The organism is Nocardioides kribbensis (assembly GCF_015070375.1).
GTDB classification, from domain to species: Bacteria; Actinomycetota; Actinomycetes; order Propionibacteriales; family Nocardioidaceae; genus Nocardioides; species Nocardioides kribbensis.
Genome location: NZ_JADCLL010000001.1, coordinates 400,835 through 414,901 on the forward strand (window position 1 = coordinate 400,835; position 14,067 = coordinate 414,901).

Genomic DNA, 14,067 nt, shown 5'->3' on the forward strand with positions numbered 1-14,067 from the left:
ACCACAGAGAAGGAATCACGCGATGCCCACCACCGAAGAGATCCGCGCCGACCTCGCCGAGATCGTCAACGAGGTCGCCGGCGTGGACGCCGACGACGTCCAGCTCGACAAGTCCTTCGTCGACGACCTCGACGTCGACTCGCTCTCGATGGTCGAGGTCGTCGTGGCCGCCGAGGAGAAGTTCGGCGTGTCCATCCCCGACGACGAGGTCAAGAACCTCAAGACCGTCGGCGACGCCGTCGCGTTCATCGAGCGCGCCTCCGCCTGACCGGCAGCACCACCCCAGCACCACCCCAGCAGCACGCAGCAGCACCACCCCAGCACCACCCCAGCAGCACGCAGCAGCACCACGGCGGCCCCGGACCCCGGGGCCGCCCCGCACCACCCGCGTCGGGCGGGCGCAGCAGCACCGCCCGACGCGTCCCTTCCCGCACGTGAGGACACCCTGACGATGACATCCGCGCCATCCGCCCGCACCCGAGTCGTGGTCACCGGGCTCGGCACCACCAGCCCCGTCGGTGGCGACGTCGCCACCACCTGGGACGCGCTCGTCGCCGGCCGCTCCGGCGTCCGGCGCCTGACCGACGAGTGGGCCGCGGACATGCCGGTCAAGATCGCCGGTCGCGTGGCCGTCGAGCCCACCGAGGTGCTCGAGCGGGTCAAGGCCCGGCGTCTCGACCGCTCCTCGCAGTTCGCGATGGTGGCGGCCATGGAGGCGTGGGCCGACGCCGGCCTCCTCGACGCCGAGCTCGACCGCGACCGCCTCGGCGTCGCGATGGCCTCCGGCATCGGCGGTGTCACCACGCTGCTGTCGAACTACGACGTGCTCAAGGAGAAGGGCCCCCGCCGCGTCTCCCCGCTGGCGGTGCCCATGCTCATGCCCAACGCGCCGGCCGCCAACATCAGCCTCTACGTCGGCGCCCGCGCCGCCGTGAACACCCCGGTCTCCGCCTGCGCCTCGGGCAACGAGAGCATCGCGCTGGCCATCGACCAGATCCGCCTCGGCCGCGCCGACGTCGTCGTCGCCGGCGGCACCGAGGCCGCGATCCACCCGCTGCCGATGGCGGCCTTCGCCAACATGATGGCGCTGTCGAAGACCGGCAGCGAGGAGGGCGGCGACCCCACCACCGTCTCCCGTCCCTGGGACACCGGGCGCGACGGCTTCGTGCTCGGCGAGGGCGCCGGCGTGCTGGTGCTGGAGTCGGAGGAGCACGCCCGCGCCCGCGGTGCGCGCATCTACGCCGAGGTGCTCGGCGCCGGCATCACCGCCGACTCCCACGACATCGCCCAGCCCGACCCCGAGGGTCGTGGGGGCACCCGCGCGATCAAGCGGGCCCTGCTCGAGGCCGACATCAGCCCCGCCGACATCGTCCACGTCAACGCCCACGCCACCTCGACCCCGCAGGGCGACATCGCCGAGGGCCTGATGCTGCACGCGGTGATGGGCTCGCACGCCTCGGAGGTCGTCACCACGAGCACCAAGTCGATGACCGGCCACCTGCTCGGCGGCGCCGGCGCGCTGGAGTCGATCGCGACCGTGCTGGCGCTGCACCACCGTCTGGTGCCGCCGACGATCAACCTCGACGACCTCGACCCGCAGGTCGAGCTCGACATCGCCACCACCGCCCGCACCCTGCGCGACGGCGACATCGCGGCGCTCAACAACTCCTTCGGCTTCGGCGGCGCCAACGTCGCCGTGGCGTTCGGGACCTACCGATGAGCGTCCAGGCCGCGCCCGCCAAGCCGGCGAAGCTCCCCCGCGACCAGGACCCCCGCAACCCGGTCCTGCGCCTGACCGCCTTCTTCGACGAGGGCTCGATGGAGCTGCTCACCCCCGACGGCGACTCCGGCATGCTCGCCGCCATCGGCAAGGTCGCGGGCTCGCCCGTGGTCGCGTTCTGCTCCGACGCCACCGTCATGGGCGGGGCGATGGGCGACGTGGGCTGCCGCGTGGTCGTCGACGCCTACCACCGCGCGATGACCGACGGCGTGCCGATCGTGGGCCTGTGGCACTCCGGTGGAGCGCGCCTGGCCGAGGGCGTGCTCTCCCTGCACGCCGTGGGCCGCATCTTCCACGTGATGACCCAGGCCTCGGGCAAGATCCCGCAGATCTCCGTGGTGCTCGGCCCCGCGGCCGGCGGCGCGGCCTACGGCCCGGCGCTGACCGACGTGGTCGTCCTCGGCCCCGAGGGACGCATCTTCGTCACCGGGCCCGACGTCGTGCGCTCGGTGACCGGGGAGGACGTCGACATGCTGCGTCTCGGTGGTCCCGAGCCGCACGGTCGCCGCTCCGGCGTCGTGCACATCCTCACCGACTCCGAGGCCGAGGCCCTCGAGCGCGCCCGCGGCGTGGCCTCGCTGCTCGGCGCCCAGGGCAGCCTGCGCGTCGAGGACGTCGAGGACCGCGACCTCGCGGCCCTGCTCCCGGAGTCGAAGAAGCGCGCCTACGACGTGCACCCGCTGGTCGAGTCGGTGCTCGACGAGGGCACCGCCCAGGAGCTCCACGCCCGGTGGGCGCCCAACATCGTCACCGCCCTGGGCCGCTTCGGCGGGCGCACCGTCGGTGTCGTGGCCAACAACCCGCTGCGCCTCGGCGGCTGCCTCGACTCGCTGTCGGCGGAGAAGGCCAGCCGCTTCGTGCGCATGTGCGACGCCTTCGGGGTGCCCCTCATCGTCCTCGTCGACGTGCCCGGCTACCTGCCCGGTGTCGGTCAGGAGTGGGACGGCGTCGTGCGTCGCGGCGCGAAGCTCCTGCACGCCTTCGGCGAGTGCGTCGTGCCCCGGGTGACCCTGGTGACCCGCAAGACCTACGGCGGCGCCTACATCGCCATGAACGCCCGCTCGCTCGGTGCCACCAAGGTGTTCGCCTGGCCCGGGGCCGAGGTCGCGGTCATGGGCGCTGTCGCCGCGGTGCGCATCCTGCACCGGCGCAAGCTCGCCGAGGTGTCGGTGGAGATCCGTCCCCAGGTCGAGGCCGAGCTCGCCGCCGAGCACGAGCGCATCGCCGGTGGCGTCGACAAGGCCGTCGAGATCGGGGTCGTGGACGAGGTCGTCAGCCCCGAGCGCACCCGCAGCATGATCGCGCGCGCCATCGACGAGGCCGTGCAGAGCGTCGGCGTACGCCACGGCGCGCACGGCAACATCCCGCTCTGAGGCTCCTCGTCGGCACCCCGCCGCGCCCCCGCACGCACCAGCGCGCACCAGCACGCCCCCGGGTCGTCCCACGATCCGGGGGCGTGTCGCGTAACCGTGGCGCCCGTGGCACGTTGGGGAGACGACCGTCACACGACGACCACCCGGGAGGTCGACCCCCATGCCCGCCACCACGCTCGCGCTGATCCGCCCGTCCACCCGCCGCGCCCGCGCCGCCCGAGGCCCACGCGCGGGCGCACTGGCCGTCGCGGCGGCCACGGCGCTGGGCGCCGCCGTGCTGGGGCCCGCTGCGCCGGCGCCGGCGCACCCGGGCCACGAGGGCTTCGCCCGCTTCGCCCAGATCGAGCGCGGCGACGGCATCCTGCGCAAGGGCTGCCACGACTACCGCTACCGCTACGAGGTGGAGGTGAAGCCGCGCTTCGACCAGTGGGCGTTGGAGACGTTCCTGGTCGACCGGCGGGGCGAGCGGGTCGCGGCCGGCGCCTTGCTCAAGGGCGCCGACCCGAAGACCGGGGTGGACTCGGTCCGCTTCTGCCGCACCGCGACCGTGCCGGGCCGCTTCACGCTGCGCGGCAAGCTCACGCTGCAGAACGTCGACGAGATCCACGACGGCTTCATCAAGCCGATCCGCTTCCGCCTGCGCCTGCCGGGCTGACCCGACGGCTCGCGCCGCACCGGGCTCGGCGGGACCTCACGGCGTCGGCCCTGCGGGGTGCCGGACCGGCGTGGGCGACCAGCCCGCCGGCCTCAGACGACCTGGTGCAGCCAGCGCACCGGCGCGCCGTCGCCCGCGTGGCGGAAGGTCTCGAGCTCGTCGTCCCACGGCTTGCCGAGCAGCTTGTCGATCTCGGTCAGCAGGGTCACCTCGCCCAGCGCGGCCTTGACGACCGCGGCCTTGAGCCGGTCCTCGGGGATCATGATGTCGCCGTGCAGCCCGGTGACGGCGTGGTAGACGCCGAGCTCGGGGGTGTAGGAGAAGCGGGTGCCCTCGGTGGCGCTGGTGGGCTCCTCGGTGACCTCGAAGCGCAGGTGGTTCCAGCCGCGCAGCGCCGAGGCGATGGCGGCAGCACTGCCGGCCGAGGCTGCCCAGGACAGCTCGGCTCGGTACGTGCCCGACTGCGCCGGCTGCGGCGTCCAGTCGAGGCTGACGGCGGCACCGAGCACTCCGCCGACGGCCCACTCCACGTGCGGGCACAGCGCCGAGGGCGCTGAGTGCACGTAGAGCACGCCCCTCGTCGAATTACGGGTGGCAGTCTGTGTGGTCACCGTGACCTCCTTCATCTGCGGCGCGAGCTACGCCTTCCCCAGCGGTCTCGTCGTCAGATGTCGGTCGCACGAATGACACTCGTGTAGTTGTGCGCCCCATTGTGCCGCACACCGGTCCCGGGCACCAGCACGACATCCCGTCGGTGGCTCACAGGTGACGCACAGGTGGTGCCGGTGGTGCTGCCAGCCGCCCCGGCGAGGGTCCTCGGTGTGAGACGTCGAGCGACGTCGCAGACCTGGCGAGAGGACACCACCGTGAGCGACGACCGATCCGGCACCGACCGGCCCACCCCCAGCGGCTCGCGCTGGGAGCCCACCGACCCCGCGGCGCCCACCGCACCGCTCGCCGCCGCACGCCCGCCCGAGGCCCCCGCTCCGAGCGCCGAGACGAGCGCCGAGACGAGCGCCGAGACGGGCACCCCGACGGGCACCGCTGCCGCCGCGCCCCCGTCCACCCGCCGCCCGTGGCGTGAGCGACTCCCCCGGCGGCGCGGCGCACGCGTGGCCGCCGCCGGCGCGCTCGCCGCACTGCTGCTGCTGGGCTCGGCCGCGGGCGGCTTCGCGGTGGGCCGGGCGACCGGTCCCGACGGCGACCGCACCGGCGTGCCGGGCGCGCCGTCGGGCTACGGACCCGGCGACGGCGAGGACCGTGGCTTCCCCGCTCAGGGTGGCCCCGACGGCGACGGCCCCGCGGGAGGGTTCCCCGCCGCTCCCGACGGCACCCTGCCCGACGGCACGGCACCCGACGGCACCGCTCCCGGGGGGACCGCGCCCGACGTCGCCACTCCCGGCGCCACGACCGACGACGACGCGAGCGGATCGGCCACGTGACCACCCTCGCCGCTCCCCCGGCACCGCAGGGGGTCCCGAGCACGTCCGCGGCGCTCGACACCCGGGCCGCGCGCGTCGATGCCGCGGTCCGGACCTCGGCCGTGGCGGCGCTCTGGCTGAGCCTGCTCGTCGTCACCTACTGGTGGGTCGCCGGCGGAGGGGTGCAGGACCTGGCGGGCTGGGAGACGGGGCTGCTCTCCAGCGGCCGCCTCGTCGGGCTGGTCGGCTCCGACCTGCTGCTCGCGCAGGTGCTGCTCATGGCGCGGCTGCCGTGGCTCGAGCGCGCCTTCGGCCAGGACCGACTGGCACCGCTGCACCGCGTGGTCGGCTTCGTGTCCTTCGACCTCGTGCTGGCCCACGTCGGTCTGATCGTCTGGGGCTACGCCGCCGGGGACCTGCTCGCCACTCCGGCGACCGCCTGGGACCTCACCGTCGACTACCCGGGCATGCTCCTCGCGCTCGCCGGCCTGGTCTGCCTGGTCATGGTCGTAATCACCAGCGTCCGCGCCGCGCGCTCCCGGCTGCGCCACGAGTCGTGGCACCTGCTGCACCTCTACGCCTACCTCGGGGTCGGGCTCGCGCTGCCCCACCAGCTGTGGACCGGGCAGGAGCTGCTCGCCTCGACCGCGGCCACCGTCTACTGGTGGAGCGCCTGGGCGGCGGCGGCCGGCGCCGTCCTGGTGTGGCGCGTGGCGCTGCCGCTGTGGCGCTCCTGGCGCCTGGACCTCCGGGTCACCTCGGTGGTGGCGGAGGGCGACGCCGCGGTGTCGGTCTACCTCACCGGACGCCTCGACCGACTGCGGGTCGAGGCCGGGCAGTTCCTGCTGTGGCGCTTCCTGACCGGCCCGGGCTGGTCGCGCGCCCACCCCTACTCGCTCTCGGCCGCCCCCGACGGGCGCAGCCTGCGCCTGACGGTCAAGGCGCTCGGTGACGGCAGCGCCGCCGTCGCCTCGCTGCGACCAGGCACCCGCGTGCTCGTCGAGGGCCCCTTCGGACGCCTCACCGCGCGCGCCCGCACCCGCCGGGGCGTGCTCCTGGTGGGGTCGGGCGTGGGCATCACCCCGCTGCGCGCGCTGGCCGAGGGGCTCGACCAGGCCCCGGGCGACGTGGTCGTCCTCCACCGCTACGCCCGGGAGCCGCTGCTCGGCGCCGAGCTCGCCGTGCTGGCCCGTGAGCGCGGCCTGCGCCTCGTGGGGCTCCCCGGCCCCCGCCGGGCTCCCGGCTCCTGGCTCGGCGACGGCGTGCCGCCCGTCGACGACGCGACGGCCCTGCTCCGCCTCGTGCCCGACGTCGCCGAGCGCGACGTCTTCGTCTGCGGCCCCGACGGCTGGAACGACTCCGTCCTGGCCAGCCTGCGCGCCGCGGGCGCGCACCCCGACCACGTCCATCTCGAGACCTTCCGGTGGTGACCCGATGAGACGCATCTCCCTGTGGGCCCTCAGCACGCTGTCGACCGTCGTGCTCCTCCTGGGCTACCGCACCTCGCTGGAGGGCCCCAGCACCACCGCGGCCCTCCCCTCCTACAGCGCCACCACCACGAGCACCGCCGGCACGACCACGGGCGGGACCACCGGCGGGAGCACCACCGGTGGGTCGACCGGCGCAGGGGCGGGAGGAGGTGACGCCGGCTCGGGCGGCTCCGGCGGGTCGAGCACGGTGACCGGCAGCGTGGTGCAGACCCAGTGGGGGCCGGTGCAGGTGCAGCTCACGGTGGACGGCGGCGGCGCGATCACCGGGGTCGACGTGCTGCAGTACCCCTCCGGCAACGGCCACGACCAGGAGATCAACGCCTACGCGCTGCCGGTGCTGGTGCAGGAGACGCTCGACGCCCAGAGCGCCGAGATCGACATGGTCAGCGGCGCCACCGTGACCAGCCAGGGCTACCTCGGCTCGCTGCAGGACGCACTCGACCAGGCCGGCCTGTGAGCGCCCCCGCGGCCACCGCACCCGGCCCGACGCGCCGCCACGTCGACCACGTCATGGGCCTGCCGGTCAGCCTCGCGCTGCGGGGGCCACACGCCGCCGACCCCGACGACCCGGCCGCGCGCGAGGCCTGGTCGGCGGTCATGACGAGCCTGCGCGGCAGCGACGCGCTGCTGAGCACCTGGCGCGAGGACTCCTGGGTCTCGCGACTGGACCGCGGCGAGGTCTCCCTGGCGCAGTGCCCACCGGAGCTGGCCGAGGTCCTCGCCCTCGGGGAGGACGCCGCCCGCGACTCCGGCGGCGCCTTCACGCTGCGCCTGCCCGACGCCGCGGGCCGCGTGCGTCTCGACCCGACGGGCGTGGCCAAGGGCTGGGCCCTCGACCGGGCGGCCCGCGCGCTGGAGCCGCTGGCCGGCACCGACTGGTGCCTGTCGGGCGGCGGCGACGTGCTCTGCCGCACCCGGAGCCGGCGTACGCCGCTGTGGCGGGTCGGCGTCGAGGACCCGCGCGACGCGTCGCGGCTGCTCGCCGTGGTGCCGGTCGGCAACGGCGCGGTCGCCACCTCGGGCACGACCCACCGCGGCGCACACCTGCTCGACGGGCGCACCGGCCGCACGGCCCGCGGGGTGCGGCAGGTGACGGTGGTGGCCCCGACCCTCACCGAGGCCGACGTCGACGCCACCTGCGCCTACGCCCTGGGCCCCGACGCGCTCGCGTGGCTGCGGCAGCGCCCCGGGCGCTCGGGGCTGGTGATCCACGACGACGGCACCACGAGCACCTTCGCCACCCCGCGCTGACCACGCGCCACCGGTGTCCCACTCGCACCGAGTCCACACCGGGCCGGCTTGGGGGCCCGTCGCAGGATGGGCCCATGCGCTACACACGACTCGGCAGCAGCGGCCTCGAGGTCTCCGTCGTCACCCTCGGGTGCATGAGCTGGGGCGACCCGTCGCGGGGCGGTCACCCGTGGGTGCTCGACGAGGACGCCGGCCGGGCGATCATCCGCGACGCCCTGGAGGCGGGGGTGACGGTGCTCGACACTGCCAACGTCTACTCCGGCGGCTCCAGCGAGGAGATCACCGGCCGCGCCGTGCGCGACTTCGCCCGTCGCGAGGAGGTCGTGATCGCCACCAAGGTCCACGGCCGCATGCGGCCCGGGCCCCAGGGGGCCGGCCTCTCGCGCGGTGCGATCCTCCACGAGATCGACGCGTCGCTGCGCCGCCTCGGCACCGACTACGTCGACCTCTACCAGATCCACCGGTGGGACCCCGAGGTGCCGATCGAGGAGACCATGGAGGCGCTCCACGACGTGGTCCGCTCCGGCAAGGCGCGCTACCTCGGCGCCTCCTCGATGTACGCCTGGCAGTTCGCGAAGGCCCAGGAGGTCGCGCGCACCCACGGCTGGACGCCCTTCGTGTCGATGCAGGACCACTACAACCTCCTCTACCGCGAGGAGGAGCGCGAGATGCTCCCCCTCTGCGCCGACCAGGGGGTCGGGGTCATCCCGTGGAGCCCGCTGGCCCGGGGCCGGCTGACCCGCCCCTGGGACACCGAGACCTCCCGCACCGAGACCGACGAGTTCGGCGGCACGCTCTACCGCGACGAGGACGCCGACATCGTCGCCACGGTGCTCGCCCTGGCCGAGCGACGCGGCGTCGCGCCGGCGCAGGTCGCGCTGGCCTGGCTGCTGCACCAGCCCGTGGTCAGCTCGCCGATCGTCGGTGTCACCAAGGCCCACCACCTCACCGACGCCGTGGCCGCGGTCGACCTCGAGCTCAGTGACGAGGAGCTCGACGAGCTCGGCTCCGGCTACGTGCCCCACGCGGTCGCCGGGCACCGCTGAGGCCCCGCCGGGACCGCCCGGGTCAGTACGACGCGGCCGTGTCGGTGCTGCCGGTCGCGTCGGTGCCGTCGGCGGGCGCGTAGGCGCAGGAGTCCTCGGGGTCCTCGGCCCGGCCGGGGTCCTTCTTGCCCAGCCCGGGTCGCGAGCGCGGCTCGAGGGCCTTGGCCACGACCTGGCGCATGTAGTCGAAGTCGGGGTCACCGGAGAAGAACCGCTCGGAGGGCCGGAAGACGACCGACTTGACCTTGGCGTCCTTGACCTTCAGGGCGAGGTCGAGCAGCGCCGGCACGATCCGTCGCGGGATGTCGGTGGAGACGATCTCCTGCCCGGTCTCGGCCAGGGCCTGGTAGCGCTGCAGCACGGTCATGGGGTCGGCGGCCTCGATGATGGCGTCGACGGCGCAGCGCTGGCGGTCCATGCGCTCGTAGTCGTCGGAGCCGTAGCGCCCGCGGGCGAACCACAGCGCGTGGAAGCCGTCGAGCTCCTGGTCGGGGCCGGGGTCGATGTAGTCCACCGGCGGGATGCCCAGGTCGGTGTTGCCCTGGATGGCGACCGGCTCGTTGACGTTGACGGTGATGCCGCCGATGGCGTCGACGACGTCCTCGAAGCCCTTGAGGTTGACCAGCAGGTAGTAGTCGACCGGCACCCCGAGACTGCCCTCGACGGCCTGCTTGAGGGCGTCGGCACCCTCGTTGTCGCTCTTTCCCAGGATGCCCGGGTGACGCTCGGGGATCTGTCCGTAGATGGCGTTGAGCATGTAGAAGCCGTCGTCCTCGGGCCCGCTGAACCCGGTCGGGTAGAGGTCGTGCAGCGGGCTGCCCTCGGGGAACTGCGCGTTCATCAGGTTGCGCGGCAGGCTCACCGTGACCGCGCGGCCGGTGGTGGTGTCCATGCTCAGCAGGATCACGGTGTCGGTGCGCACGCCGGTGCGACCCTCGCCGCCGTCGCCGCCGAGCAGGAGCACGGTCACCCGCTCCCGCCCGCCCCAGGGGTCCTCCTCGGTGACGTCGGTCGGCACGGTGGCGCTCTCGTTGCGGTCGTCGTCGAAGACGGTGCCGACCAGCCCGGCCTGCACCTGGGCGTAGCGCGCCGCCACCGCGAAGGGCGCGCCGATCGCGAGGCAGAGCACCAGCACGAACCCGTGGCCGACCGCCGTGTGCCACCGGGGTCGGCTCGGGGGCCTGACCTGGCGGTAGGTCAGGTAGACCACGGCCACCCAGGTCGCGAGGCCGAGGACCAGCACGACCGCGGCGATGGTGAGGCGGGTGGGGTCGACGGCGAAGGCGAGCAGGGCGCGCAGGTCGCGCCCGACGTACCACGCCGCGCCTCCCAGCAGGGCCAGCACCGGCAGCAGCACCAGGGCCCCGAGCAGGCGGCGTCCGGTGTAGAGGAAGCCGGCCCCCGGCACGAGCGCGCCGAGCAGCGTCACCCCGAGCGTGCCGGGCAGGCCCTCGGCGCGGCGCCGGCGCCGGTCGGCGCGGGCGCCGCCGCGGCGGCGGGTGGGAGGCTGGGTGGAGGGCGAGGCGGAGGGCGAGGCGGAGGCACGGGCCCGCCGCGTACGCCGGGCGAGGGCCGGTCGGCTGCTGGCCCGCCGGCGTCCGCGTCGGGGCGCCGGGGGCGACGGGGACCCGGGGTGGGCCGGCACGGCACCGGGCTCACGTGACACGTCCTCCACGCGGCGCCTCTCCCTCGGTCCGGTCGGCCTGCTCCTGTCGGGCCGGTGCACCGGCACGGCTCGCACCACCCCCGGCGGAAAATAGCACCCTGCCCGATCACCCCGCCGGGGTCGACGCCCTCACCCGTTCGGGGTCTGGGGTCCGCCGGCGCCCCGACGTAGCGTGGGCCCATGACCTCATCGAACATGTCTTCGAACGACCAGGCCCCGGAGCAGGGCACGGAGCAGACCCCGAGCGGCGTGCCCGACGGCGAGGTCCTGGGTGCCGACAACCCCAGCCCGACCAACGCCGAGAAGGACCCCAACGACTGGGTGACCGGCGACGAGCCGATCACCGGCGCCCAGAAGAGCTACCTCGACACCCTGGCCCGTGAGGCCGGCGAGACGCTTCCCGCCGACCTGACCAAGGCCGAGGCCTCCGAGCACATCGACCGGCTCCAGGCCTCCACCGGGCGCGGCGCCGACAGCTGAGCCCACCGCGCCGCCGAGGCGGCGCAGCGCCTCCGTGCCGCAGCGGCGGCGGAGCCCCCGGGACCTCACGGTCCCGGGGGCTCGCTGACGTAGGGCGGGTGGGGCTCGAACCCACGACCCAAGGATTATGAGTCCTCTGCTCTGACCGGCTGAGCTACCGCCCCACGGTGCGGACGGTCGAGGATCGCGCCCGTCCAGCCGCGCACTCTACCGACGCCGCGCTCCCGCCGACGTCAGGCGCCCCGCCCGGTCCGGGGGCCCCGCGAGGCCCGGACCACCGGCCCTGCTTCGATGGGCCCATGATCCGCAACGTGGTGGTGGGAGTGCTCCGGGACGACGCGACGCGCGAGCAGGCGCAGGCCGCGCTCGACGCGATCGCGGCGATGCGCGTCGAGGGGGTCGCGTTCGAGATGCGCACCGGTCTCGACCTGGGCCTGCGGGAGGGCAACGCCAGCTACGTGCTCACCGCCGACTTCGCCGACGCGGAGGCCTACCGCGTCTACGACCTCGACGAGGAGCACAACCGGATCCGCCGCGAGCTGTTCGCGCCGATCTCGAGCGAGATCCGCCGCATCCAGTTCGCCCTCGACTGACCCCCCGCCCCGCACCGGCTACCCGACGCGGCGCACCTCGATCAGCACGAGGTGCTCGGGGTCCTGCGCCGGGGCCTGGACCCCGACGGTGTCGAGCACCCGCCCGGTCAGGCGCAGGCCGGTCGACCACCACGGCAGCGGCGAGTAGCCGGGGCCGTGCACGACGTCGCCGGGCGCCAGCGCCGCCACGTCGTACGTCGACGCCGCGTCGAGACCGGGCAGCGTGACCGGGCCGGGCGGCCACGTGGTCGGCCCGGCGGTCGCGACGACGGCGTAGACCGCGTGGTCGGCCGCGGGCGAGACGACCCCGTGCACGAGCGTGGCGGGGTCGGGGTGGTCGGAGCGCACCGTCGTGCCGGTGGCCAGCAGCGGGCGCAGCCGCCGGTGCAGCGCCACCCACGCCGCGAGCTCCTCGCGCTGCGCCGCGGTGGCCTCGCGCAGGTCCCACTCGATGCCGAGGTGGCCGAAGAGGGCGGTGCCGGCGCGGAAGGACAGGTCGTGGGTGCGTCCGGTGGTGTGGGAGCGCGCGGAGCCGATGTGGGCGCCGAGCAGCTCCGGGGGCACCAGCAGCGAGGTCCAGCGCTGGATGCCCTGGCGCTCGAGGGGGTCGATGCAGTCCGAGGCCCAGACCCGGTCGGTGCGCTCGAGCACCTCGAGGTCGATGCGGCCACCGCCCGAGGAGCACGACTCGATCTCGACGCCGGGGTGCCGGCGGCGCAGCTCGTCGACCAGCGCGTAGAAGGCCAGCGTCTGGCGGTGCACCGACGCCGCGCCCGCGGGGCCGCTGCCGGCGTCGACGAGGTCGCGGTTGTGGTCCCACTTCAGGTAGGCGATGTCGTGCGCGGTGAGCAGGGCGTCGAGGCGCTCCAGGACGTGGGCGAAGGCGTCCGGGTGGGCGAGGTCGAGCACCTGCTGCTGGCGCGAGGCCACCGGCACCCGTCCGCCGGTGCCCAGCACCCACCCGGGGTGGGCGCGGGCGAGGTCGGAGTCGAGGTTGACCATCTCCGGCTCCACCCACAGCCCGAACTCCATGCCCAGCGCGCGCACCCGCCCGATGAGCGGGTCGAGGCCGTCGGGCCAGACCGTGGGGTCGACGTACCAGTCGCCGAGGCCGGCGGTGTCGTCGCGCCGACCGAGGAACCAGCCGTCGTCGAGCACGTAGCGCTCCACCCCGACCCCGGCGGCCAGCTCGGCCAGCTCGGTGAGGACCTCGAGGTCGTGGTCGAAGTAGACCGCCTCCCAGGTGTTGAGGGTGACCGGGCGGGGTCGCCTCGGGTGCTGCGGGCGCGAGCGCAGGTGGGTGTGGATGCGTGCGGTGACCTCGTCGAGGCCGGTGCCGTGGCTGCCGTAGAGCCACGGCGCGGCGTAGGACTCCCCCGGCGCCAGGCGGACCTCTCCGGGCAGCAGCAGCTCGCCGCCACTGACCAGCGTCACGCCGGTCGTGGCCCGCTCCACGCGGCTGCGGTGGTCGCCCGACCAGGCGACGTGGGTGGCCCACACCTCACCCCGACGGAAGCCGAAGCCGGGCTCGCCGAGGGCGGTGAGCAGGGTGGCGTCGGTGCCGGTGCGTCCGCGGCGGCCCTCGCGCACGTGGGCACCCACGGTGACCGGGCGCCGCTGGGGGCTGCGCTCGCGTGCGTGGCGCCCGGTGAGGTCGAGCAGCTCCCCGGCCCGGGTCGGCACGGGCAGCGCCGGCTCCAGCGCGTCGAGACGGTAGTCGCCCTCCCCCGTGTTGGTCACCGTGGCCCGGGTGCGCAGCAGCCCGCTGGCCAGCAGCTCCACCTCGAGCAGCACCGCCAGCCCCGCCACCGCGTCGAGGAGCTCGTACGTCGCGCTGCCGCCCGGCGACGCCGTGTCCGCCGGGTCCGCCGGGTCCGCCGGGTCCGCCGGGTCCGCCGTGGTGGTCGACACCGCGCGCACCCGCAGCACGGGCGACCAGTCGGCGCCGTCGGCGCGCGCGCCGCGCAGGCCGGGGGTGCCGGGCCAGCCCGAGGCGTGCTCAGGCAGCAGGCCGACCGGACGCAGCTCGTCGACGGTGTTGGGGGTCAGCTCGCGGTGCCCGGCACGCACGACCTGGTCCCGGGCCTCCTGGTCGAGCGGACCCAGGTCGGCGCCCCAGTGGGCCACCCACGGCCCGCCGTGGTCGACGTCGGGGTGGTGGGCCAGCAGCACGCTGACCCCGGCTGCCCGCAGGTGCAGGGTGGTGGGCGCGCCCACGGCGCGGTCGTCGGTCACGGTCGCCTCCTCGTCGGCGACAGACGCTAGCGGCGACGCCGGGCCGGCGGGCGCGCGGGCCCGGCGCTCCCGCCGGC

The 14,067-nt window shown here is 75.1% G+C and carries 14 protein-coding genes and 1 tRNA gene; 11 read left to right on the top strand and 4 right to left on the bottom strand.

Annotation, left to right across the window (positions count from 1 at the left end; translation table 11 throughout):
- The first annotated feature begins 22 nt into the window (after nucleotides 1-22).
- From IR170_RS01925 to IR170_RS01940, 4 genes are all read left to right on the top strand, one after another.
- Complete coding sequence (locus IR170_RS01925; RefSeq protein ID WP_056864248.1) at nucleotides 23-268, top strand: acyl carrier protein; 246 nt, start codon at nucleotides 23-25, stop codon at nucleotides 266-268.
- A gap of 183 nt (nucleotides 269-451) precedes the next feature.
- On the top strand, nucleotides 452-1,720 hold the full coding sequence (gene fabF, locus IR170_RS01930) for a beta-ketoacyl-ACP synthase II (protein ID WP_056903929.1): 1,269 nt from the start codon (nucleotides 452-454) through the stop codon (nucleotides 1,718-1,720).
- Complete coding sequence (locus IR170_RS01935; protein ID WP_193661001.1) at nucleotides 1,717-3,153, top strand: acyl-CoA carboxylase subunit beta; 1,437 nt, start codon at nucleotides 1,717-1,719, stop codon at nucleotides 3,151-3,153. Before fabF ends, IR170_RS01935 begins: the two co-directional genes overlap by 4 nt.
- 160 nt (nucleotides 3,154-3,313) lie before the next feature.
- The gene (locus IR170_RS01940; RefSeq protein ID WP_193661002.1) at nucleotides 3,314-3,808 is read left to right on the top strand and encodes a hypothetical protein; all 495 of its coding nucleotides are present in this window, start codon (nucleotides 3,314-3,316) and stop codon (nucleotides 3,806-3,808) included.
- Nucleotides 3,809-3,900: 92 nt separating this feature from the next.
- Here IR170_RS01940 and IR170_RS01945 read toward each other — a convergent pair whose 3' ends face one another.
- Nucleotides 3,901-4,419: a DUF3145 domain-containing protein gene (locus IR170_RS01945; protein ID WP_251533247.1), complete on the bottom strand. Its 519-nt coding sequence runs from the start codon at nucleotides 4,417-4,419 to the stop codon at nucleotides 3,901-3,903.
- Between the two features lie 255 nt (nucleotides 4,420-4,674).
- Here IR170_RS01945 and IR170_RS01950 point away from each other — a divergent pair, with 255 nt between their 5' ends.
- From IR170_RS01950 to IR170_RS01970, 5 genes are all read left to right on the top strand, one after another.
- Nucleotides 4,675-5,250, top strand: a complete 576-nt coding sequence (locus tag IR170_RS01950; protein ID WP_193661004.1) for a hypothetical protein — start codon at nucleotides 4,675-4,677, stop codon at nucleotides 5,248-5,250.
- Nucleotides 5,247-6,659 carry a ferredoxin reductase family protein gene (locus IR170_RS01955; protein WP_193661005.1) on the top strand — a complete coding sequence of 471 codons (1,413 nt, stop codon included), beginning with the start codon at nucleotides 5,247-5,249 and terminating at the stop codon, nucleotides 6,657-6,659. The genes IR170_RS01950 and IR170_RS01955 overlap by 4 nt, the downstream gene beginning before the upstream one ends.
- A gap of 4 nt (nucleotides 6,660-6,663) precedes the next feature.
- Nucleotides 6,664-7,176: an FMN-binding protein gene (locus IR170_RS01960; protein ID WP_193661006.1), complete on the top strand. Its 513-nt coding sequence runs from the start codon at nucleotides 6,664-6,666 to the stop codon at nucleotides 7,174-7,176.
- Nucleotides 7,173-7,970: an FAD:protein FMN transferase gene (locus IR170_RS01965; RefSeq protein WP_319804866.1), complete on the top strand. Its 798-nt coding sequence runs from the start codon at nucleotides 7,173-7,175 to the stop codon at nucleotides 7,968-7,970. The genes IR170_RS01960 and IR170_RS01965 overlap by 4 nt, the downstream gene beginning before the upstream one ends.
- Before the next feature lie 74 nt (nucleotides 7,971-8,044).
- Nucleotides 8,045-9,016, top strand: coding sequence for an aldo/keto reductase (locus IR170_RS01970; RefSeq protein ID WP_193661007.1), 972 nt, complete (start codon nucleotides 8,045-8,047; stop codon nucleotides 9,014-9,016).
- 22 nt (nucleotides 9,017-9,038) lie between these two features.
- Here IR170_RS01970 and IR170_RS20165 read toward each other — a convergent pair whose 3' ends face one another.
- A complete protein-coding gene (locus tag IR170_RS20165) occupies nucleotides 9,039-10,691 on the bottom strand; it encodes an LCP family protein (protein WP_193661008.1) in 1,653 nt (550 codons plus the stop codon).
- Between the two features lie 171 nt (nucleotides 10,692-10,862).
- Between IR170_RS20165 and IR170_RS01980 the strand changes: the two genes are divergently transcribed.
- Entirely contained in the window at nucleotides 10,863-11,162 is a 300-nt protein-coding gene (locus IR170_RS01980; protein ID WP_056903923.1) for a DUF3072 domain-containing protein, read from the top strand.
- 90 nt (nucleotides 11,163-11,252) lie between these two features.
- On the opposite strand, the gene IR170_RS01985 is transcribed toward IR170_RS01980, so the two are convergent.
- Nucleotides 11,253-11,326, bottom strand: a tRNA-Ile gene (locus IR170_RS01985).
- Between the two features lie 135 nt (nucleotides 11,327-11,461).
- On the opposite strand from IR170_RS01985, the gene IR170_RS01990 reads away from it, so the two are divergent.
- A complete protein-coding gene (locus IR170_RS01990) occupies nucleotides 11,462-11,755 on the top strand; it encodes a Dabb family protein (protein WP_193661009.1) in 294 nt (97 codons plus the stop codon).
- Between the two features lie 18 nt (nucleotides 11,756-11,773).
- Here IR170_RS01990 and IR170_RS01995 read toward each other — a convergent pair whose 3' ends face one another.
- Complete coding sequence (locus tag IR170_RS01995; RefSeq protein ID WP_319804867.1) at nucleotides 11,774-13,990, bottom strand: alpha-galactosidase; 2,217 nt, start codon at nucleotides 13,988-13,990, stop codon at nucleotides 11,774-11,776.
- Between the last annotated feature and the right edge of the window lie 77 nt (nucleotides 13,991-14,067).